Below are 23,213 nucleotides of genomic sequence, written 5' to 3'. Positions count from 1 at the left end.
AATCCTAATGAATAAAAAATATTTCTATATAAACAGAATTCTATTTCAATATATTTTACAAAATGTAAATTTATAATCGCCTGATCCAAAATCCTTTTCAAGGTTATGTTCTGCTTTCCAATTCGTGTCGTCTATTCGTAATGTAGCATTCGCATTAGGTGGTACGGAAACGTGTAAAAATGCTTGTTCTTTTTCTACACGCCACTCAATCTTAATTTCTCCATAAGCTGTTTCCCGCTTCACTTTAATCCATTCTAAATTCGAATCAAAATGTGGTTGTACATAAAAATGTTTATATGCAGGATTTGTTTCATCCACTTCTAATCCAATAATATATCGATATACCCATTCAACGATAGAACCATATGCGTAATGATTATAAGAATTCATATTATCATTCCAAAGTGTTCCATCTTCTTTTACGCCATCCCAATGTTCCCAAATTGTTGTAGCCCCTTTCTTCACTTGATATAACCAGGATGGATAATCTTCATGAAATAGAAGCTTACAAGCAAGGTCATGACGTTTAAACTTACTTAAAATTAAATTTAAGTACGGTGTTCCTATAAAACCCGTAGTTAAATGATTTTTATTTTCTTTTAAAAGCTCAATTAAGCGATTGAATACTTTCTCCTTCCTATTATCATTCACTAGTTCAAAAAGAAGTACTAATATGTGGGCTGTTTGGGTATTTGAAATTAACCTACCATTTGGTGTAACGAATTCATTTTGAAAAGCTTGAACAATATTTCCATGTAACTTTTTATAAAACTTAGCATCTGTTTTTTCACCTAAAATCTCAGCAATTTTTTGTACAAGCGATGTTGAATATGCATAAAAAGCCGTTGCAATAAAATGCTTATCTGTTCCACCTTCATATACATTGGGTTTCGTATCTAATGCAAGCCAATCCCCTAAATGATAGCCTGTATCCCATAAATACTCGTTCTCACCTTGTGAACGTATGTAATCTATATACTTCTTCATACTGTCATATTGCTCTTTTAGAATCGATACATCTCCGTAATGTAAATAGTGGACCCATGGACAAATAATTGCTGCATCGCCCCAGCCGCCAGAAGTATCTAAATCAAAATCCGCTCTTTTCCCAAACGCATCTGGAATAACTAAAGGCACAGCTCCGTTAACATTTTGGTCTAATGATAAATCTTGGAGCCACTTTTTAAAGAACGATTGAACATTCATAATTTGTGTAGCCGTCCCAATGAACATTTGTGCATCTCCTGTCCATCCAAGTCGATCGTCTCGCTGCGGACAATCTGTTGGCACATCAAAGAAGTTCCCTCTTTGAGACCGCTCTACATTATGATGAAGTTGATTGATTAATGGATTAGACGTTTCAAATTCGGTCGCTTTTTCCATATCCGTATGTAATACAATCCCTTCAAAATCTGCTATTTGAGGTGGCTGCGTTAATCCACTTATTTTCACATACCTGAAGCCTTGATATGTAAAATGAGGCTCAAATTTTTCCTCCGCCTCTCCTTTTGCTATATACACTACTTTTTGTTTTGCTTTTCGGAGATTTCCAGTATACAAACTACCGTCTTTATTTAACATTTCAGCATGATTCAATTCTATCTTTTGGCCACTATAAACATGATGGACTGTAAAGCGCACCCAGCCTACCATATTTTGCCCCATATCAATGAGCCATTCGTGATCCGGTAGTTTTGAAATAGAAATCGGTTTTATCATTTTCATTTTACGAATTGATTCATTTTCTTGTGCAACAATTATTTGTTTAGAATGCTCAATTACTTCAACGTGATCTACCTCTTGACCACTTTCTTCTAACCTAGCATCGTAAACCTCACCTTCATAAATTTCCGAATATAAAATAGGGCTTGGAGTTACCTTCCATGTTTCGTCAGTTACAATTTTTTCTTCTGTTCCATCTTCATACGTTATATGTAATTGAGCAATTATCGCACGTCTTTCCCCGTAATAATTACGTACATGATGCATAGTAATCGGCCCCGTATACCAGCCGTTACCTACCAGAGTAGAAATATCATTTTGCCCAACCTTTAATAAATGCGTTATATCATACGTTTGATACAATACTCTCTTATCATAACTTGTCCATCCAGGAGTAAAGTAACAATCTCCAATACGCTCTCCATTAATAGAAGCCTCATATAGTCCTAAACTAGTGATATATAAGCGTGCTTTTTTAACTACTTTTTTAGTAGAAAAACTTTTATGAAAAGACATAACTTGCGTTCGCTCTTTTTTCGCAGCAATCCAGTTTCCTCTCCAATTGTCATATCCTTGTAATCCAGTTTCCCAAAATGCGACGTTTGACCAAGGTGTTTCTTCTTCATGGTTATCCCACACCTTTACCCTGTAAAAATAACGTGTCTCCGCTCTATATGGAAATAAATCAATCGGTATATGCAAACTTTGATCTGTTTCTACTTTCTGCGAATTAAATACTATCGTTTCGAAATCTTTATCAGTTGCAACTTGTAAGTGATAAGCATGTTGTTTTACATTTTTGTTATTTGACTCAAGTTGCCAGCTAATTTTAACAACTTTTGAATCTATACCTATCGGATTATTTTTATTATCACAAAGCAATTTCTTTATTGTCAGCACACTTTATCACCATCTCTTTTTTCATTTAGATTAATTATAATAAAAATAAAATTCTAAATAAATAATAATTTTATTCATCCTTACAAAATTATTAACTTTCCATATTTTAAAAGGTTTTCATTTTCTATCACCGAAAGTATAGTGCGGTAGGGAAAAAATTTATATTTGGAGGTTAGAAGTATGTCTAAAATTGAAACACCTGTTATGACTTCTTTACAAACAACGGTTGAAAAAATGATGAAGGATTTAAATGTTCCTGGTGCTGCTGTCGCTGTTATAAAAGACGGTGAAGTTATTATTTCAGAAGGTTTCGGCTATCGTAATATAGAAACAAAAGAGGCTGTTACACCGAATACCCGGTTCGCAATCGGTTCCTCAACGAAAGCATTTGGCACACTTTCATTAAGCTTGTTAGCACAGCAAAAAAAGTTTAATTGGGATACCCCTATCCAGTCTTATATACCTAACTTTACTTTATCTGAACTACTTGCTAGCTCACAAGCTACAGGACGGGATTTAGCTTCTCATCGAACTGGAGTGAGTCGTCATGAGGCTCTTTGGTACAGTTCTTCCTTATCTCGAAAAGATCTCGTTGAAAAAATAAAATATTTACCACTTGATGCACCGTTCCGCACATCGTTTCTATATAACAACTTAATGTATACGACAATTAGCTACATTGTTGAAAACATTACAAATCAAACGTGGGAGCAATACGCTACAGAACATATTTTAGAACCTTTAAATATGAGACATACAAACTTCTCTGTTAACGATTCACAAACTACAGATGATTACGCTTTACCTTACATTGAAAATGACGGTGAAATAAAAGCAGTTCCATTCCGTAACATCGATACAGTTGGCGCTGCTGGGTGTATTAATTCTACAATTGAAGATATGGCAAATTGGGTACTTCTCCACTTAAATGAAGGAAAATTTGGAGATCATGAATTAATCTCCTCTGAATTATTACAACAAATGTATACACCACACAATTCAATTCCAGACCAACCGGTTTTATCACTCCCTGAATCTCCATTAAATAGTTACGGTCTTGGTTGGTTTATTAGCGCTTATCGTGGTAAAAAAGTGATTCATCATGGCGGTAATATCGATGGATTTTCAGCGCTTGTTTCATTCATACCAACAGAAAACATAGGCCTTGTCATTTTAACGAATGCTGGAGGAACATTACTTCCTACTTATCTGGCTAATCAAATTTATGACGAATTACTTGAATTTGAATCCATTGATTGGCATAAACGTGCTGTAGAAGATACTGAAAAAATGAAGGAAATGATGAAAGAAGCAACTGAATCCCTCCCTGAACAAATTAAAGGGACTACACCTTCGCACAAGTTAGAGGACTATACTGGTGCTTTTGAACATCCTGCATACGGAACATTACAAGTATACAAACGAGATGATTCGTTATATGTACAATTTATGGAAATGGATATTCAATTAGGGCATCATCATTACGACATCTTCTCTGCAAAAGTTGACTTATTCCAAATGAAAATGAGCTTATTATTCGCTTATGAAATGAATGTAAGTGGCGAATTCCCATCCCTTCAGTTACATGTACCAGCTACATTAAGTACTCAGCCGCTTACATTTAAGAAAATTAAATAAGTATTTTAATAGAGGGAAGATACACTTCCCTCTATTTTTATATTAATATTCTCATCCAAATAAAGGATTTTACGTATAGAACAAGGAATCCTTTTATTTAGTTATTTAAACTATAAGGAGGAAAAGCATTGTACACAGAAATCTTCAAAGAAGTTGTTTCGATTACTCATCGCGATTATTCCGGTTGTATTGATAAAAAAGGATGGGATGATCCTACTACATATTTACAAACAATTGAGCAACTAGAGAAGCAAAGAGATTTAACACCAGTACAATTCACTGAAATTGTAAACGATTACTTATTAGACTTCAAAGACAATCATATGTTTTTCAAAATGTGCTCTAACAATCAACCTCTTAACAGTGTTGGCTTCCAAGTGAAAAGATACGAAGATCACCTATATATTACATCTACTTCACAAGAAAAAAGAGTAAACAAAGGACAAGCTATCGTCGCATTAGATAACATGAAAATTCCTGAACTATTAATAAAGTATAAAAAGTATGTAAATGAGAATACATATGAGCGTGAAAAATGGGACTATGTTTTATTAAAATCATCAAATTGTACACTTATAGATAAAGATGGAGTAACCGAAACCATTTCTTTACAAAAATATAAACAAAGCGAATACACACCTATCTATTCATTAAAAAAGTACAATAAAGATACACTCTTACTTACTTTAACTGACTTTGCAAATGCTGCAGCTATTAATCAATTAATCAACTCATACAAAAACGAGCTGGATTCTTTTCCAAACTTAATTATAGATGTGCGATTGAATCGTGGTGGAAGTGATGATGCATTTTTCACACTACTTCCTTACTTATTTGAAGACAAAGAGATTTCTCTTTTCGATTCTTCAGATACCATGCAATTAAATCATACAGAACGAAACTTTCATTTAAGAATGAAAGACTTCGAAACAGAAGATTATGATTCATTAGATGAACTTTCAAAATTATTTACTGATATGTTTATTCACGATTTAAAAGAGAATTATAAAAAGGGCCTTGTTACATTTGATACATCTGGACTACCAAAAGAACTTCAAACTTTGAAAATACACGGACGAACAACACCAAGTAGAGTAGCCGTATTAACAGATGTTACATGTGGAAGCTCTGGTGATTCTTTTGTAGAAGCAACAAAAAAATCACCGAAAGTAAAAGTAATAGGTCGTCCTACTGCTGGTTTAAATGATTATTCTAATTTAGCAGTAATGGAATGGGCTGATACATTCGCTCTTTACTATCCTACTTCACGGCTTTCTATTATAGATAAAGGCAAAGGAATGTCCGGAATTGGGATACAACCACATATACATATCCCATGGACTCCGGAACATATACAAGAAGATGTGGATTTAAAGTTAGCATTACAACTACTTCAAAATGAAGAATGGTAAAAAATAAAGGTAGGTGCGAATTACACCTACCTTTTCTATTCCATATCAATCTTATCTAGTTGAAACCAACTTGGCTTCGATAACTCAAAGTTTTTATGATCTTCCAATACAATATGAAGACGCTCTAACATATCATCCAACATATGTGGTGCTACTCTTAATGTCCAGACAACTGATGAGAAAACTGTCATGCCAACGTAGACCGCATATAATTTCCAGAACTCCTCTGGTATTCTCCTATTAAAGTATCCTTCTATTTGTCCTATTGAATACGGAATACTAATGTCCCTTGCAAATAGTGCAATTTTCACAAAATCATGCAGTGGATCGCCCCAGTCATAACCATTAAAATCAACTACACCTACATATTTCCCATCCCGTACAATTATATTTTCTAAATGAAAATCATCGTGCTGAAATCGATTTGGACGATCCTTTACATACATTTCATTTTCATCTATAAACTTAATAATCTTATCATCATTTTTTATTTTTATTCCGCATGTTTTGTATGCTTCTAAATATTTACTATGTTTTTTCATTGCTCTTTCATGCCATGGAAGTATATCATTAGGAGCTTCATATGTATGCATTTTTGCTAAATCTTTTCCTGCCTCTATGCCAATATCATATTGTTCTTTTGGTGAATACGTAGGCAATAGCTTCTTCGCATCTTCCCCTTCTAAATATGAAAAAATACTATAGCATACACCTTCTTCTTCCAATATACCTATTTCAATTGGCCTTTGTGCCTGTATGTTACGTTTTACCATTTCATTTAAAATTTGAAACTCTATTTTCTTTCTTTCATACTCTTTTATATCTCCTGTCCGAAATAAATATTTTTCATTATTTGCATTCGTAATTACATATTTCTTATCTGGAGAGAAACCTTTAGAAATTTCTTCAATATTCGCTGCATCTTTTACAATTTGTATATTGTTTTGCCGTGCTGTAATTATCTTCATATCTATTCCCCTTACATTTCTGCATTTGGTGTATAGGCTACTTCTACAATAAATCCATTCGGATCGTAAAAATCAATCGTATAGTACCCTTCTGAATAATGATTCATTTCAATTGGACCACGTATTACCTTCACTTTCGTACTAGAAAGAAAATCTGCTACTTCATCAACTACTTCTCTATGAATAGCTTGATAACAAATATGTCTAGGACCTAACGTCCTTACGATTTCCTCATCTACTTCTTTAAAGTATATTTCACTTTCTCCCGTGCTATATGCTACTTCATTTAACTTTCTCCATCCAATTATCGGAAACAACTTATCATAATAAGAAATGGATTCCTCTAAATTTGCTACTCAAAATTCAATATGATGAATACACTCCTTGTACTACTTGCACAATTTCCATCGGCTTATGAACCATATAATCGGGTGCGTCTTTTTTCACTGTTTCAATAACATCATATCCCCAAGATACCCAAATTACATTCACCCCAGCCTTTTTACAAGCTGCTACATCTCGCTGTTCATCACCAATGTATAACATATCTTTCTCAGTTATTTTTTTCGATTTTAAAAATCTTTTTATCATCTTGTCTTTACCGAACAAATTTTTAGAACAATACACTTCTTGTATATTTTCTATATCATTCTTTTGTAAAAATGCTCGAATATGCTCTTCTGAATTAGATGATATAACCGCAATACCGTATCCTTTTTTATGTAGTTCATCTAATACATCCTTCATTCCATGGAATAAAACGAGATCTTTTATAGCAGGCTGATATAATTTATAAAACTCTAACGCTAATATCGGTAGTTTGTACAGTGGTACATCGAGTTGTTTACATCTCTCTGACATCGTTAATTTACGTAAATACTCAATTTCTTCTTCCCTTACCGTTTTATACCCGTGTTTTTCAGCAAGTTGATTATAAATTGGTACAAATATATTTTGTGAATCTACTAATGTGCCATCAAAGTCAAAAACAATATATTTTTGCATTCCCATACTCCCTTTGCTGCTTTTTTTCTAAACCTATCATATTCAACACCATAGTTGTCTTACCCTTCTATAAACATAAAAAAAGAACAAGATTTTCTCTTGTTCTTTTTAAGAAAGCCATTTTGGCGGTACATTCGTATTCCAATAAATATTCCCTAACTCATGATGTCCAGAGTATCCATCATCAAAACGATGATAGTGGAAATTAAAATAATAACCATCTTGCGGTGGATGATCTCTTCTTACATGGAAACGCAATAAGTCATTTCCTGTTTGCGTATCGTAGACGTGAAAAATCTTTTCATTATTTCCACCAGCTGGTCTTTGAGAAATCGCTAATGATTGCAATGACTCCTCTGGTACATCATTGGCAAGTTCAGCAATTGCCTCTTCAATCTTTGGTAATATTACATCTTTAAATTCATCTTCAATTACTGGGCCAATTTTAGTACCAAACTTTTGCATCGACTGTTTTTCTGCTTCTTGCATCGCATAAGTAATAAAAGTATCGGTCGTTAACCTGTCATTCGTTTCTTCATATGTATAGGACGTACTCTCCAAATTTTGTTGCCCAGCTGTGCTCGTAGGCTTGTCCGCAGCTTTGGCATTATCAAGCAATATGGAAGGAGGCGTCACTAAACCAAATGTAAATACGGTAATTAATGCGACTAAGGTTTTTCTAAACCAATTTGGCATTTATGTTCCCTCCCCTTTCACTCATTATTTTTTATATAACGGTGGTTTCTTCTATTATACAAAATGATTATAATTTTTGCACTTTACAATTTTGTTAACGTTCACATATTTTTCACTTGAATATGAAATTGTAAGATTTCATACAATATTAATACCACAATATTGAGGAGGCACTTGAATGACTTTAGATGTCATGTATTCCGCCGCAAGCATACTCGTTTTAGTATATTTTATTTATCAATGTGTTACAGACTAGAAAAAGAGCCGTCAATGGCTCTTTTTTAATGGTAAAAATACAATCCATACAATTAATAAAATAAAAATAATGCCACCAATCACAGCTGGCAATAAATAAAACTGGGCAAGTATAACTATTCCATACAAAAGTATTGCTGGTAGTAGTAAATAACGATTTGCCTTCCATCTTAACAAAAGTAAGTTCCCTTCATCACAATATAAATGAAGAAACATCTTATTCGTAAATTCATTCCAATAATCACGTGCATAGCGAGAAATTGCAACTACAGCAAATACGAGAACAATAGCTGCAATCCACCTAGGAGTCATAATTATACTTGCAGTACTGATACATACAATTTGAATATAAAATATTCGTGCAGTACTTGTACGGAAAAATTCTTTCAAAAAAGATTCGACAATACGAGAATCAGCTTTTTTTCCTAATAGTCTTTTAGAGTACGGAAACATCCACGGTTTTTTATTCGAACTACTCGGTTTAGCCGCATGACCACCAACTTGCATAATTCCGCTCGTCCAGCGCATGCTTTCCTCCTTTTCTTTCTCAATTTCTTTAAAAAAGAACTTTTTATAATTCATTTTCGCTTTTACTAATACACTACTTAAGAAAATTACTAAACCGATAAATAGAATTGAATAAAATGGATTTTTATAAATAAAAAATAAACTAATTCCCAAAAAGGACACGCTCATAGAAAATACTACATTTTTTACAATCCATAAAACCCATCGTTTCTCCGCATGTACATGAATAAATCTCGTTAACAACGACATCATAAATCGAAATATAGTAAAGAATACCCAAAATAATAGGACTTGTATCTCTGTTACTCCGATACTTTTCATCAACACCGGTAACATAATAACGACTAATATTATATTCGTTATCGCTATTCGAACAAATGTGTACATCATGCCATACTGGACTAATTTTTGCATATGTGTTGCATACGAAATTAAAAATAAACTATCCGCTTGCTCAAAAAATGAACGAACTCCTCTCGGATATGTTACTAGATAAAATGCGAGTAATCCTAATCCGAAATAAATCGTCTCTTCCGTTGATAATTCATTTATCCATAGTGACCTATAATAGATTCCCATAAATATAAGTGCTGGTATAATAATATATAATGCGACTGTCCAATCTGTTACCGAACGTATAGACTTCCACTTCCGCTGAAGCTCATGGCGTAATCTTTTATAAAATTGTTGTTTAATCATGTTGTTCACGCCTTACGATTACATCAAAGCAGTCTAGTAATGAGCTACCCGGCATTTCCGCTAACATTTGAATAGATTCTAAATGTCCATCTGCGACTAATGTACCTTGTGAAATGAGTAAAAATCTTTCACAAATTTTTTCAGCAGTATCCAATACGTGCGTACAAAGTAAAATTCCTGCTCCGCGCTCTTTTTCTTTATATAAATAACTTAAAAACTCTTTCGTAGCTACTGGATCTAAACCGATAAAAGGTTCATCAATGATATAAAAATCTGGCTCAGTTAAAAACGCCAATATTAGCATCGATTTTTGTTTCATACCTTTTGAAAACTTTGATAAATACTCATGTTTATGCTTATCCATTCGAAAAGTATGTAATAATTGTTCCGCTCGTTCTTCCCAGCTTCCCATTTCACTTCCACGAGCAGCCATTAATAATTCAATATGTTCCCAGAGCGTCAAGTAATCATAGTATGTTGGATGTTCTGGCACGTATGCATACGGATTTTTCTTTTTACCGAATGATATTTCACCGTCCATATTTACAAGTAATCCGAGCATCGTTTTTATCGTCGTACTCTTCCCAGCACCATTTGCTCCAATAAGAGCAACTAGTTCACCTTTTTCAATAGAAAAAGCTATATCATGAATTGTTTTTTCGCCTATTTCATATCCGGCTGAGCGGATATTTACTTCTAACATGCATTTCCCCTCTTTCCATTTCCAATACAATCAAGGAAAAGAATAACATATAACTATCTATATATCATTATAAAATATTTATTTTCATAGCAGGAAAAAACATTTTTTAACAGAATATTAAATGTTTGATTACATTTTATTGGAGTGGATAATATGTCTTTTCAAATTCGTGAAGCAACGATAGATGATATAGACGCACTTTGTTCTTTAACGAAAGAATTAAAAGGTTCCTCTATTTCCTATGAAGATATGAACAACCGATTACAATTCGTACAAATGAGTCCGTTTGATTTTTTATATGTTTACGAGGAAGAAGAAGCTATATTTGGATTACTTGGATTTCGTATACGTGAAAATTTAGAAGATGTAACACGTTATGGAGAGATTTCAATTATTAGCGTCGATTCTAACATACGACGGAAAGGCATTGGACAAGTGTTGATGGATTATGCAGAGCAATTAGCAAAGAAACATAATTGCATTGGCACATGGCTAGTTAGTGGAACAAAAAGAGTAGAAGCTCATCCTTTTTACAAAAAATTAGGATATGAAGTAAATGGCTACCGATTTGTAAAACATTTTTAAACTACTTATAATTGAAGGGAATATAACTATGACAAACATTAAAGCAATTTTCATTGATCGTGACGGTACAATTGGTGGTGACACTACAATACATTATCCAGGATCTTTTACATTATTTCCATTCACAAAAACATCCTTGCAAAAACTAAAAGCTAAAAATATAAAAATTTTCTCTTTCACAAATCAACCTGGTATCGCAAATGGAATAGCAACTGTAGCCGATTTTGTACAAGAATTAGAAGGCTTCGGTTTTGATGATATTTATGTATGTCCTCATAAACACGGTGATGGTTGTGAATGCCGTAAACCAAGTACAGGCATGCTGCTTAAAGCAGCAAAAAAACATGGGCTTGATTTAACACAATGTGCTGTAGTTGGTGATCGCTGGACTGATATTGTTGCAGGAGCAAAAGTAAATGCGACAACAATTCTAGTCCGAACAGGCGCTGGGTATGATGCTTTGCATACGTACCGAGACAAATGGGCACATATTGAACCAAACTACATTGCAGATAACTTTGAAGATGCAACAAACTGGGTTTTAAATCAACTATAATACAAATGAAGATTTTGATGCACTCAAAATAATTTAAAACATAGTTAAAATAGCCTTTTTGGCAAATAATTGTCTTCCACAAAACGGATTACCTCAAAAGGTAGCAAGTTCCCTTTTGATACGCAAACATTGCAATTCAAATTTTATTTTTTATTAGTAACAGCAATTAACGTAAAGAAGGAATAGCTTAGTGGCTATCCCTTCTTTATTGACTTCTATTATTTACATTTGTTATCTTTTTTTATTGAGTATTCTCATCGTTTTTATACTCCAAAATATCCCCTGGCTGACACTCCAAAGCTTTACATATCGCTTCTAATGTTGAAAAACGAACCGCTTTTGCTTTCCCATTTTTCAAAATAGAAAGATTCGCCATCGTAATTCCAACCTTCTCCGAAAGCTCCGTTACACTCATTTTTCGTTTTGCTAACATGACGTCAATATTAATAATGATTGTCATATCCGCCACCTCAGACCGTCAAATCATTTTCTGATTTTATGTTAATTGCCTCTTGTAGAAGTCGTTGGAGGATAGCAGCAAAAACAGCGATAACGAGAGAAGCAAAAACGATAATAAGTCCCACTAACCCAATAGGAGGGTCCATTTTTTTCGCTATAAAATGAAAAAGTGGTAAACCTAATACATACAAACCACTGATTGTAACTGCACAGCGCTTTATATTCTTTAACGCCTTTACAGATAATTCCGAGAACGCTGTGTTCTCATCAATGTACTGTAAAAGATTGAAAGCCTGATAAAGAGCAACGTAAAAAGGCACAGCTGCTCCATACATCACAATGAAAACAAGATATTTTATCAGAGTAATATTAGGATACAAATTCGCTGCGAAATTCGCCATTTCCGGCACTAAAAATATGCATAAAGCAAGTACTGCAATTCCAACAAGAAAAATAATTACTTTTAAGAACGTTGTTGAACTTCGTTTAAGATTCATTTACAATACCTCATTTATTTAATGATAACATAATTTTATCATATTTATTTATCGTTTAACAATAAATAAATATCGTTTTCTTCATGTTTAATTTAGGCAAAAATAAAAAAGAATTTCTCATTACAAAGAAATTCTTTTTCTTGAAAATGTCTCTTTCAACTTAATTTTTTAAAACGTTAATTCGTAATGGAAATAACGATTATCTCTCAAATAACCATTTTCAGCATATAATCGTTGTGCTGATAAATTATCAATCTCTGTTTGCAATTTTACACCTTTTGCTCCATTCTCTAATGCGTATTCTTTAGCAGCTTCTAATAATTTTTTACCTGTTCCGGCTCCACGCTTCGCCGCTTGTACAAATAAATCATTTAAAATCCATAATTCTTTCATTGAAATGGAAGAAAATGATGGATATAGTTGTGTGAACCCAATATATTCGCCGTCTTCAACTGCTACGAAAATAACGGACTCTTTTTTCTCAATTCGATTTTGTAAAAATACTTTTGCACCTTCTAAATCAGAATCCTGCCTATAAAACATGCGATAGTTATTAAAAACTGATGCTAGTCCATCTAAATCTGCAATTGTTGCCTCATATATTCTCATTTTACTCCATTCCCCTTCCAATACTGTCTCATAATATCCGTTGCCCATTTAGGCTGGTGTATTTCTTCTTTCGGTATAAACTCTTTCATTATTGGTTTTATATCCAATATAGGAGTACCATTAATAGCATCTAATCCCTCAACAATAATTGATTTACCTTCTCTTTTGATCACCTTTACAATTGTTACACCTATGCGATTCGGGCGATTTTTTCCGCGCTGTGCAAAAATACCTACTTCAGGATAATCTTTATTATTTCTAGGATGTCTAGCAAAATACTGAATTTGCTCGTCAGTTACTTTATGAAAATAAAAAACAACTTCAATATGGGAAAAATCTTCAATCCCTTGTATACTTTCTTCTGCATACATTTCAGTTAAAGTTATACGGGATCTTACTTCTCCCCACTCATCATCTTTTATTTCCTTTCTTTCATTATGTACAAATGCGATTGGTTGAACTGAAAACATACGCATTCCCCCTTAAATGTAACCACTTACATTATAAAATATTTTCTGAATGTTTTCCAGATATATGAATTAAGTTTACATAATATAATTATAATCTATTTATCTAGAGCTACCTTGACTGCTTCAATTGCATGTATATGAGTCGTATCAAATATCGGGACAGATACGTTTTCTTGCTTTATTAATAACCCTATTTCTGTACAACCTAATATGATTCCCTGTGCTCCTTTTTGCACTAACTCTTCAATGACTCTTTTATAATATTCTCTAGATTGAGATACTATTTTTCCTAAACATAATTCTGTATATATTACTTTATTTATTTCTTTTCTATTTTTTTCTGATGGTACTATTACTTTTATATCATGCTCTTCAATACGTGACTTATAGAAATCTTGCTCCATTGTATATTTAGTTCCAAGCAGACCAACCTTTTGAATGTCTTTTCTTTTAATTGCTTTTGCAGTTGCATCGGCAATATGTAAGACTGGAATATCAATTTTCTCCTTTATTTTTCCAACTACCTTATGCATTGTATTTGTACAAATGATTATAAAGTCTGCTCCTCCCTTCTGTAATGAATACGCCGCATTCGCTAAAACTTCACCTGCTCCATTCCAATCTCCTCTAGACTGGAATCTTTCAATCTCTTCAAAGTCCACACTATTAATCAAACATTTTGCTGAATGTAGCCCTCCTAATCTCTTTTTTATTTCTTCATTAATAATTCGATAATATTCAGAAGTTGATTCCCAACTCATACCACCTATAAGACCTATCGTTTTCATACAAACACCTACCTAAACTATTTTTATAAAACTAATAACAATGTTTTATTATGTATATTATACATAATAAAACAAGACTTTAAGTTTTGAATATAAAGTCTTGTTTTAACGGAAAATACGGAAATAATAAAGAATAATTCTACTTTCATTTCCAAGGAAATTTTTATAGAATATTCTGAAATTAATAATCTGATTTTTTTATGAATTCTTTATACTTATAATTAAAACACTCTCGATACAGCTCTTTGATTTCATCATATGATGGAACACGTGGGTTATTAGCTGGGCTACCACTTTCAATTGCATCTGATGCCATTTTAGAAATAGCATTTTCAAATTCAATTTCATCGATTCCGTATTCTTTTAAATTTGGAATACGAAGATCAAAGCAAAGTTTTTTTATTTCACCAAGCGTGTAGTCTGCTACTTCCTCATCAGAATTCGAATACAAATCCTTATTTAAACTACGTCCAATTTTTGCTAACCTTTTCATTGCACTTGTTTTTGTAAACTCTAACACTGTAGGTAATAGTATGGCATTTGATATTCCATGCGGTACATGAAATAATGCTCCCACTGGCCTTGACATTCCATGAACTAATGTAACTGATGCATTAGAAAATGCAATTCCAGCTTGTAAGGAAGCAATCATCATCGCTTCTCTTGCCTCCATATTACGTCCATCTTCATATGCTATACATAAATATTTCATAATACTTTCAATAGCTGAAAGAGCTAGTACATCTGTAAGTGGTTGTGAAACTTTAGAAATATACGCTTCAATTGCATGACATAACGCATCTATTCCTGTTGCTGCCGTAATTTGTGGTGGTAATGAACTTGTCAAAACTGGATCTATAATTGCTACTTTCGGTATAAAACTAGGATGCTTCATCATCATTTTTACATCTGTTTTTTTATTCGTAATTACTGCTACACTTGTAACTTCCGATCCAGTACCAGAAGTTGTTGGAATTGCAATAAGTGGTAGTGGGTTGTTTTCTATTTCAATATCCTTTTGGACATAATCCTCAACTTCTCCACCATTTGTATATAAAACCGCTACTGCTTTCGCAGCATCAATACAACTTCCACCACCAATACCGATAATAAAATCACACTTTTCCTCTTTACAAAGAGATAACGCTTCTAACACGTGTATATTTGTAGGCTCAGCATCTACTTTATTATATGTACTAACAGTAATACTTTTCTTATTTAGTTGTTGTATACACTTTTCAACATATCCTAATTTCTCCATAATTGTATCAGTAACTATAAAAGCTCTTTTCCCTAACTTTTTTGATTGTTCCCCCAGTTTTTCAAGCGAATTCCTTCCATATAATACCGACTTTGGCATACGAAACTCAGAAACTTCTTGCAAGTACTCCACCCCTTCTTATCCTAATTAATATTTTATGATATAAATTATCGATTTGATGAATCTTTACGATTCGAATGTTTAATAGAGTCCTGTTAAAGTATAGAACGCGATAACTAAAAATACAGCAACCGTTTTCAAAATTGTAATAGCAAATATATCTTTATAGGACTGTTTATGTGTTAATCCTGTTACTGTAAGAATAGTAATAATAGCCCCGTTATGCGGTAGTGTATCCATTCCTCCTGATGCCATTGATACGATACGGTGCATAACTTCTAATGGAATATCAAATTGATTGGCCGCTGCAATAAATTTATCTCCCATTGCACTTAATACTATTCCCATACCTCCTGATGCAGAGCCTGTAATTCCAGCTAAAATATTCGTCGTTACTGCACCATTCACTAATGGATTTGTGAAAGTAGCAGAGATACCATCTCTCATAATTGCGAAGCCTGGAAGTGCTGCAATGACACCACCGAATCCAAACTCAGCTCCTGTATTCATCGTTGCAAGTAGCGCTCCACCAATACTTGTATTCAATCCAGCTTGGAAACCTGTTACTACTCGCTTCCAATATAATAATAACGTTGTTAAGATCCCTATAATAAGTGCCAATTCTACAGACCAAATTCCTACTACTGCACTTAATTCTACTTTTCCAAATGCTTTCATACCAATTGCAGAAAAATCAAAACCGCTTGGATACCACTTCGGGATCATAATAGTAAACACTTTATTCATTACACCTACTAAAATAAGTGGTATAAATGCAATAAGTTGTTGTGCTCTTGTGATTTCAATGTTATTAATTAATGGCATATTTTTTTGTTCTAATTGCAAAGATGCTGCCATTTCAGTATTTCCATCATTAAAACCAAAATATCCTTCACCTGCTGCTTTTGCCTTCTTACGTCTACTCTCTAAATATAGTAAACCTAATGTAAGAACAAAAATTGCTCCTACAATCCCAAGTATCGGTGCAGCATAAATATCCGTTTTAAAAAATGTTGTAGGTATTACATTTTGAATTTGTGGTGATCCAGGTAGTGCATCCATTGTAAACGTTACTGCCCCAAGAACAATCGTTCCAGGGATTAAACGTTTTGGAATATTAGCTTGTCGAAACAACTTAGCTGCGAACGGATAAACAGCAAACACTACTACATACACACTAACACCACTATACGTTAAAATAGCCCCCATTAATACAATCGCTAATATAGTACGTTTTTCACCAACTAACTCAATAATCGTTTTTGCGATAGAATCTGCAATCCCTGACATTTCCACTACTTTTCCAAATATTGCTCCTAATAAAAACACAGGAAAATATAACTTTATAAATCCAACCATTTTCTCCATAAAGATATTAGAAAAGAAAGGTAATACATAACTAGGTTCTGTCAAAAATACTGCAAATAATGCAAATATTGGTGCGAATAGAATAACAGAAAAGCCTCTGTATGCTACGAACATAAGTAAACTTAGTGCTAATAATATAATAACTAACTCCAATTTTACCCCTCCATTAAACAGAATATTCTAAATTTTATCGATAAACTTCTACTAATCTTTTAATTCTGACATCCCTCCTCTTATTCATACAATTTTTTCATGCTAAAAATGTCTAATTATAAATATTCGATTACATATGAAAAATCCCTTTAAACAGAAACGAATTCCTCATCATACGTTATAAAGGGATTGCTAGCATCTATATTTACTAATTTATTAAACTTTTTTCTGCACAAAAATGATACAGTTCTTCAACATCTTTCACTATGTAAGTCGCACTAACTTCAGTCAGTTCTTTCTCACAGCCATAGCCATATAAAACACCAATTGAAGCAATTCCATTCTGATTCGCACCTATTATATCGTGCTTTCTATCACCAATCATTATCATTTCTTCTTTATTTAGTTCTTCATTTGTTTGTAAAATATGAGCAATTATTTCTTCTTTTTTTATTCTCGTACCATCTAAATTACTTCCAATGATATCTTCGAAATAATTCGTTAATTGAAAATGCTCTATAACTTGTTTCGCAAATACAGTGGGCTTTGAAGTAGCTACGAATATGCGATTTCCTGAACTTTTTAATTGTTGCAAGAGCTTCAGAATCCCCTCGTATACATTATTTTCAAACAATCCACGCTGCTTTAAATACTCACGGAAGTAAAAAACTGCACGTTCAACCTCTCCTTCACTCATATTATATCTCTCTACGAATGATTACTGAATAGGAGGACCTATAAATGAATCTAACTCACTTATATGTACTTCTTCAATTCCTACTTTTTTTAACGCATACAAAACCGAATTTACAATCCCTTCTTTCGGATCCGTTAAAGTTCCATCTAAATCAAATAGAAATGTTTTATACATGTTTCATTCCTCCACTTAATTTGCTGTATAAATAACTGCTAACATCTCTTCCACTTCTCCCTATTATACTATCATTATCTATTTTTTCGAAAAATCAATTTCCATATGTCACATACTTTCAGTTACAAAATACGATAGATATGATAAAGTAAAAAAGTTACAATTATTTTAATAGAAACTGGTGAAACAAATGTCAATTACGTTAATTTTTATAATGGCTTTCACAATTGTAATCCACGCAGTTGAAACAAGCTCTTATAGTATTCGATTAGCGGGGGTTCGTTTAAAGAAGATTGCTGTCGCATTATCCGTCGTAGGAATCGTATTACTCATTTCAAGAACGTCAAACTTACTACAAGCCTTTTTACTTGGCGGGATTGTGGACGAAGCAAAACTAGATCCTTCTATTGATTTAGAGCATATTATACGTCTTGTACTATTATCTGCTTCTATCGGTACATTGCTTGCGATTATACTGTATCCAACTTTGACAAAACTATTTGGATATGTCATTCAAAACTTTGAAACAGACGGTTCTTTCATTCGAATGATGAAAACGAATAACATTCAAAAATTAAAGTACACAAAAAAATATGTCCGCTTTCCAAAGTTAGAAATGATTCATAGACTGCGTATCGGCGGTATTCCAAAGCGTATAATGCTTATTAACATGTTCGCTACTGCAATTTATACAGCGGGAGTTCTTTCCGCACTATATGCTTCTTTTTTAATTCCAGCTTTCGCAACAAAAGCCACTACAGCTTCTGGTCTTATTAATGGTTTTGCTACTATTTTATTAACAGTGCTACTAGATCCACGTATTGCTCTTTTAACAGAGCGAGCTCTTCAATCAGAAGAAGGTGCTGAAGCAATGAGTAAAATGTATGCTTGGCTAATGATTTCTAGACTTTTTGGTACATTACTTGCTCAACTGTTATTCATACCAGGTGCTTACTGGATTACATGGATTATAAAGCTTATGAATTAAATTTACTCTCTAAAAAAAAGCAGTTGAGATAACAAATGACTATACAAACAGAACAAGATATCATTCGCTTAATAGAAAACGACGAATGGATGATGAATGTATTACAAATGGCAAAATCACTAGAGTTACCTGATTGGTGGGTTTGTGCCGGCTTTGTTCGTTCTAAAATTTGGGATACTTTACATGACTATGAAGCTAAAACGGCTATGCCTGATGTTGATGTAATTTATTATGATAGTCTACATCAAGATGAGATATACGAACAATCATTAGAAACGAAATTAATGAATATTGATGCTACTATCCCTTGGTCTGTAAAAAATCAAGCTCGTATGCATGTAGTGAATAATATGCCACCATATTCTTCTTCTGTTGATGCTATTTCTAAATTTCCTGAAACAGCAACAGCTTTAGGAGTTACACTTGATGAACTAAACAACGTCATATTAACAGCCCCATGTGGTATTGAAGATGTCCTTTCCTTACAAGTGAGACCAACAGCTCATTTTCTTGAATCGAAAGAACGATTACATATGTACAAAAACAGAGTTATAAAAAAGAATTGGCAAAGTAAGTGGCCTAACATCACAATCACATATCCAGAAATATAGAAAGGGTGCCCCTCATTTATAGAAGCACCCTTTTCTTCATTTCAAAAAATATATGACTGTTTCTGCAAACCTATCTGCTTCCTCATAATGAGGTGAATGACCGCTCTCTTCAAATACGATATACTTGCCGTTTCGGGCATCTTTATTAAATGTTTTAATTTGTTCTTCACACGTTACTACATCATGTTTTCCTACAATTAATAACATTTGATTCTGTACTTCTTTTATTTTATATAATAATGACGTATGACATGAGCCCTCTAATTTTAATCTATCAAAATGAATTTGAGAGCGATTTGAAAATACTTCCCACTCTTCATCACTGTATAAACTCTCATCTGTCCTATCTTCCTTATTATTGTAAATCTCCATTCTTTTTTCTTCTAATTCATTGCTTAGTCTTATATAAGCTTCTAACAACTCTTTTGAACTAGCATTGCTAGATGAATAAGCAAAGCACTCTTTTGCTACTTCTTCTTTTCCATGCTTTTTTAATAAATGCCCTGTCTTTTGCAACAAAGCTCTACTTGTTAATGCAAAGTCGAAAGTTGGCCCTTCAAATATTATTTTCTCTATTGAACTTGGATATGCCGAAGCATATAACAACGCTACATATCCACCGAAAGAATGTCCAATTACAGACCACTTTTCAATTTGTAATGCTTTTCTTAGTTCCTCAGCGTCTTCAACTAAATCAATTAGTCCAAAAGGTTCTTCTGAAATTACTTCTGAACGACAAACACCTCTTTGATCTATCATAATTACATATAGAGAATCTTTTAAACGTTCCGCTTGATGAAATGAAAAATCATAGCAACTCTCTCCTGGACCACCATGCAAGTATAAGACTGGCTTATTTTTAGGATTTCCATGCGTTTCAACGTATAGCTTTTTCCCTCTAATATTCATGTATTTCCCTGCTTCTATCAAATTTGCCTTTATGATCATCACCCTCTCTTTTTACTGAATATTATAACATTTAATGTTAAATAATCCCTATTACATTTAAGAAGACGATAATTATTGCAAGTGGTGCTACAAATCGAAGTAAAAATGCCCAACAAGTAAATACTTTCTTTCCATAATTTCCACCTACAAAAAACTCTGCTTCTAGTACCTTCTTCTCCATTTTGAATGAAACGAAAATACTAATAAATAGTGCACCAAGCGGCATTAATATATTACTAGATAAAAAGTCTACTGCATCAAAAATATTCTTTCCAAAAATCGTAATATCACTCCATACTCCAAATGATAACGCAGATGGTATACCTACTAAGAAAATACAGAAACCGATCATCCATGATAATTTCGTTCTTCTTTCTTGTTCACCATTTGCTAATGCTGAAACAACTGTCTCTAACAGAGAAAATGCCGATGTTAATGTCGCAAATGTAAATAGTGCAAGAAATACTGTTAAGAAAAATCCACCGAATGGAATTTGACTAAATACAGATGGTAATACGATAAATAGTAATCCAGGTCCTTCTGTCGGCTCCATTCCTAATGAAAATACGGCCGGAAAAATGGCAAGACCCGCAAATAAAGAAACAAATAAATTCAATCCAACAATTGTTATTGCTGATTTTGGTAAACTTTCTTTTTTATTTAAATAGGAACTATACGTAACCATAATTGAAATCCCGATACTAATTGCAAAGAATGATTGCCCCATTGCGAACAAAATACTTTCCGAAGTAATCTTTGAGAAATCTGGTTGTAAGAAAAACTTCACACCTTTCATTGCATCATCAAGTGTTAACGAACGAATAATAAGAGCGACAAATAAAACGAACAATGCTGGCAACATATATTTACTTGCTTTTTCAATTCCGTTTTGTACACCCTTTGATACAACCCATATCGTAATGAACATAAAAGCGAAATGTCCCATAATAGCCCAAGTGGGATTCCCAATTGTTTCAGTAAATAACGCACCGTAATTTTGTCCTGGAATAATCAGTTGTCCTGTTATTCCTCTGAATAAATAAATTAATACCCATCCACCTACAACACTATAAAACGAAAGTAATATAAAACACGTTCCAACGCCAAGGCGTCCGATCCAGTGCCATCCTGTATTTGGTGCGATGCTTTTAAATGCTCCAACTGCTTGTTTCTGCGTACTGCGTCCAATCATAAATTCAGCTATAAGTAGCGGTAGTCCAATTAAAACAGTAAATAATATAAAGATTAAAAAGAACGCTCCTCCCCCGCTCTTCCCAGCGATATAAGGAAACTTCCATATCGCACCAAGTCCAATTGCTGATCCGGCTGCTGCCATTATAAAACCTAATTTCGAAGTCCATTGCTCCGTCTGTTTCATCTCATTTTCCTCCTAATTAAATCTTTTTATATAAATAAATAAATTTTATAGACCTATCCAAATAAACCCTCCATTTCTTCTTCCATATAATAAAAAAATGGCCTAGCATCTCTATATAAAGAGACGCTAAGCCATTTACTTAACGCGGTACCACCCTTATTGATTCCATTATGAATCCACCTTAGTAGTAATCGTTTGATTACAAACCTAATATCGAAGGTTAACCGTTAAGATTTACTAAGAATGTAATTCTGTTCCACCTTACTGCTCCTAGGCGAGTTCAGGATGTCATTTGACTATGTCACACCAACCCATAGCTCTCTGTACAAATACATGACCTTACTACTCCTATTCAACACATTGTAATATTCAGAATATATTTTCTTTTGAAATTAATATGAAGTATATCTGTTATATTTGTAACTGTCAAGGGATATATTATTTTTTTGTCGAAAAAGATTTCTCAAGACGGTAATATTGGTCTAATAGCTCTAACATGCCATTCACCAAAAAGTCATTTGGATCATGTGTAAATACTATAGATTGTTCAATCGCCTTCACATCTACTTCATATTTCTTTAGTTCTCGTTGTATTAATACTTTCGCCATATCGGACAATAGCGCTTGTAGTCCATCACGTACTTGTCCTTCCGTTAAAACGTACTTTACGATGACTTCAAAAAATAATACACCCCTTTAGTTTTCCCTCTACTATCGTCGTACACTGTACATAGCCATTACAATCTATAAAACAACAATAAAAATTTAACACTTAATGCACTAATAAAATTATAATGCTCTTTTAAATTTCTACGCTAAAACGCAAAAAAGCACTTGTTGCCTTTAATTAACAATCAAGTGCTTTAAGTTCATATGTTTTTAAGTAGCGTAAATTTGTAAGTTTTGTAGTAACAGTATGACGCCTTTTGTACATCATGACAAATACTATATTAAAACTTACGAGTTTGTACGAGCTTGTTAGTTTAATATACATTCCATGTGTTTATATTTATCGCCCGGTAAAA

General features: G+C 33.2%; 21 protein-coding genes, 3 pseudogenes and 1 other annotated feature. Of the genes and pseudogenes, 6 read left to right on the top strand and 18 right to left on the bottom strand.

Annotated features, from left to right (window positions below; genetic code table 11):
• Positions 1–45: 45 nt before the first annotated feature.
• Positions 46–2,622, bottom strand: coding sequence for an alpha-L-rhamnosidase (locus ACUXVC_RS10735; RefSeq protein WP_095690991.1), 2,577 nt, complete (start codon positions 2,620–2,622; stop codon positions 46–48).
• 180 nt (positions 2,623–2,802) lie between these two features.
• Here ACUXVC_RS10735 and ACUXVC_RS10730 point away from each other — a divergent pair, with 180 nt between their 5' ends.
• Both ACUXVC_RS10730 and ACUXVC_RS10725 read left to right on the top strand, forming a co-directional pair.
• Positions 2,803–4,260, top strand: coding sequence for a serine hydrolase (locus ACUXVC_RS10730; protein WP_095690992.1), 1,458 nt, complete (start codon positions 2,803–2,805; stop codon positions 4,258–4,260).
• A 128-nt stretch (positions 4,261–4,388) separates the two neighbouring features.
• Positions 4,389–5,672, top strand: a complete 1,284-nt coding sequence (locus tag ACUXVC_RS10725) for a S41 family peptidase (protein WP_095690993.1) — start codon at positions 4,389–4,391, stop codon at positions 5,670–5,672.
• 35 nt (positions 5,673–5,707) lie between these two features.
• Here ACUXVC_RS10725 and ACUXVC_RS10720 read toward each other — a convergent pair whose 3' ends face one another.
• The 6 genes and pseudogenes from ACUXVC_RS10720 to ACUXVC_RS10695 form a co-directional block, all read right to left on the bottom strand.
• Positions 5,708–6,640: an aminoglycoside phosphotransferase family protein gene (locus ACUXVC_RS10720; RefSeq protein ID WP_098976045.1), complete on the bottom strand. Its 933-nt coding sequence runs from the start codon at positions 6,638–6,640 to the stop codon at positions 5,708–5,710.
• A gap of 11 nt (positions 6,641–6,651) precedes the next feature.
• Positions 6,652–7,017, bottom strand: a pseudogene (locus tag ACUXVC_RS10715) (VOC family protein).
• Positions 7,004–7,645 carry an HAD family hydrolase gene (locus ACUXVC_RS10710; RefSeq protein ID WP_141241074.1) on the bottom strand — a complete coding sequence of 214 codons (642 nt, stop codon included), beginning with the start codon at positions 7,643–7,645 and terminating at the stop codon, positions 7,004–7,006. Before ACUXVC_RS10710 ends, ACUXVC_RS10715 begins: the two are co-directional and overlap by 14 nt.
• A gap of 108 nt (positions 7,646–7,753) precedes the next feature.
• Complete coding sequence (locus tag ACUXVC_RS10705; RefSeq protein ID WP_095690996.1) at positions 7,754–8,341, bottom strand: YpjP family protein; 588 nt, start codon at positions 8,339–8,341, stop codon at positions 7,754–7,756.
• 267 nt (positions 8,342–8,608) lie between these two features.
• Positions 8,609–9,823: an ABC transporter permease gene (locus ACUXVC_RS10700; protein WP_095690997.1), complete on the bottom strand. Its 1,215-nt coding sequence runs from the start codon at positions 9,821–9,823 to the stop codon at positions 8,609–8,611.
• Complete coding sequence (locus ACUXVC_RS10695) at positions 9,816–10,526, bottom strand: ABC transporter ATP-binding protein (RefSeq protein WP_095690998.1); 711 nt, start codon at positions 10,524–10,526, stop codon at positions 9,816–9,818. Before ACUXVC_RS10695 ends, ACUXVC_RS10700 begins: the two co-directional genes overlap by 8 nt.
• A 153-nt stretch (positions 10,527–10,679) precedes the next feature.
• Here ACUXVC_RS10695 and ACUXVC_RS10690 point away from each other — a divergent pair, with 153 nt between their 5' ends.
• Positions 10,680–11,111, top strand: a complete 432-nt coding sequence (locus tag ACUXVC_RS10690) for a GNAT family N-acetyltransferase (protein WP_000009776.1) — start codon at positions 10,680–10,682, stop codon at positions 11,109–11,111.
• Between the two features lie 28 nt (positions 11,112–11,139).
• Positions 11,140–11,667 (top strand): HAD-IIIA family hydrolase, encoded by a 528-nt coding sequence (locus ACUXVC_RS10685; protein ID WP_095690999.1) that lies wholly within the window; start codon positions 11,140–11,142, stop codon positions 11,665–11,667.
• Positions 11,668–11,908: 241 nt separating this feature from the next.
• Here ACUXVC_RS10685 and ACUXVC_RS10680 read toward each other — a convergent pair whose 3' ends face one another.
• The 8 genes and pseudogenes from ACUXVC_RS10680 to ACUXVC_RS10645 form a co-directional block, all read right to left on the bottom strand.
• Positions 11,909–12,127, bottom strand: coding sequence for a helix-turn-helix domain-containing protein (locus ACUXVC_RS10680; RefSeq protein ID WP_000152534.1), 219 nt, complete (start codon positions 12,125–12,127; stop codon positions 11,909–11,911).
• A gap of 10 nt (positions 12,128–12,137) precedes the next feature.
• On the bottom strand, positions 12,138–12,623 hold the full coding sequence (locus tag ACUXVC_RS10675; protein WP_001050152.1) for a DUF2975 domain-containing protein: 486 nt from the start codon (positions 12,621–12,623) through the stop codon (positions 12,138–12,140).
• A 168-nt stretch (positions 12,624–12,791) separates the two neighbouring features.
• Complete coding sequence (locus ACUXVC_RS10670) at positions 12,792–13,232, bottom strand: GNAT family N-acetyltransferase (RefSeq protein ID WP_095691000.1); 441 nt, start codon at positions 13,230–13,232, stop codon at positions 12,792–12,794.
• The gene (locus ACUXVC_RS10665) at positions 13,229–13,702 is read right to left on the bottom strand and encodes an SAM-dependent methyltransferase (RefSeq protein ID WP_000493251.1); all 474 of its coding nucleotides are present in this window, start codon (positions 13,700–13,702) and stop codon (positions 13,229–13,231) included. The genes ACUXVC_RS10670 and ACUXVC_RS10665 overlap by 4 nt, the downstream gene beginning before the upstream one ends.
• Positions 13,703–13,797: 95 nt before the next feature.
• On the bottom strand, positions 13,798–14,490 hold the full coding sequence (locus ACUXVC_RS10660) for an aspartate/glutamate racemase family protein (protein WP_088023266.1): 693 nt from the start codon (positions 14,488–14,490) through the stop codon (positions 13,798–13,800).
• A 181-nt stretch (positions 14,491–14,671) separates the two neighbouring features.
• Positions 14,672–15,874: an iron-containing alcohol dehydrogenase gene (locus ACUXVC_RS10655; RefSeq protein WP_095691001.1), complete on the bottom strand. Its 1,203-nt coding sequence runs from the start codon at positions 15,872–15,874 to the stop codon at positions 14,672–14,674.
• 78 nt (positions 15,875–15,952) lie between these two features.
• Positions 15,953–17,392: a GntP family permease gene (locus ACUXVC_RS10650; protein WP_000424326.1), complete on the bottom strand. Its 1,440-nt coding sequence runs from the start codon at positions 17,390–17,392 to the stop codon at positions 15,953–15,955.
• Between the two features lie 208 nt (positions 17,393–17,600).
• Positions 17,601–18,263, bottom strand: a pseudogene (locus tag ACUXVC_RS10645) (HAD family hydrolase).
• Positions 18,264–18,453: 190 nt separating this feature from the next.
• Between ACUXVC_RS10645 and ACUXVC_RS10640 the strand changes: the two are divergent.
• Both ACUXVC_RS10640 and ACUXVC_RS10635 read left to right on the top strand, forming a co-directional pair.
• Positions 18,454–19,251 (top strand): lipid II flippase Amj family protein, encoded by a 798-nt coding sequence (locus tag ACUXVC_RS10640; RefSeq protein WP_000028911.1) that lies wholly within the window; start codon positions 18,454–18,456, stop codon positions 19,249–19,251.
• A 35-nt stretch (positions 19,252–19,286) separates the two neighbouring features.
• The gene (locus tag ACUXVC_RS10635; protein WP_087980963.1) at positions 19,287–19,862 is read left to right on the top strand and encodes a nucleotidyltransferase family protein; all 576 of its coding nucleotides are present in this window, start codon (positions 19,287–19,289) and stop codon (positions 19,860–19,862) included.
• A 36-nt stretch (positions 19,863–19,898) separates the two neighbouring features.
• On the opposite strand, the gene ACUXVC_RS10630 is transcribed toward ACUXVC_RS10635, so the two are convergent.
• The 3 genes and pseudogenes from ACUXVC_RS10630 to ACUXVC_RS10620 form a co-directional block, all read right to left on the bottom strand.
• Positions 19,899–20,771, bottom strand: coding sequence for an alpha/beta fold hydrolase (locus ACUXVC_RS10630; protein WP_446026031.1), 873 nt, complete (start codon positions 20,769–20,771; stop codon positions 19,899–19,901).
• Positions 20,772–20,847: 76 nt separating this feature from the next.
• Positions 20,848–22,188, bottom strand: a complete 1,341-nt coding sequence (locus ACUXVC_RS10625) for a sodium-dependent transporter (RefSeq protein ID WP_098976049.1) — start codon at positions 22,186–22,188, stop codon at positions 20,848–20,850.
• 116 nt (positions 22,189–22,304) lie between these two features.
• Positions 22,305–22,553 (bottom strand) — a binding site (T-box leader).
• A 97-nt stretch (positions 22,554–22,650) separates the two neighbouring features.
• A pseudogene (locus tag ACUXVC_RS10620) lies at positions 22,651–22,827 on the bottom strand (recombinase family protein); the annotation flags it as partial.
• Positions 22,828–23,213 lie beyond the last annotated feature (386 nt).

It is taken from the genome of Bacillus sp. N6 (assembly GCF_052805735.1).
Note: the sequence above shows the minus strand (reverse complement) of the source record. Positions and strands in the feature narration are given on the sequence as shown.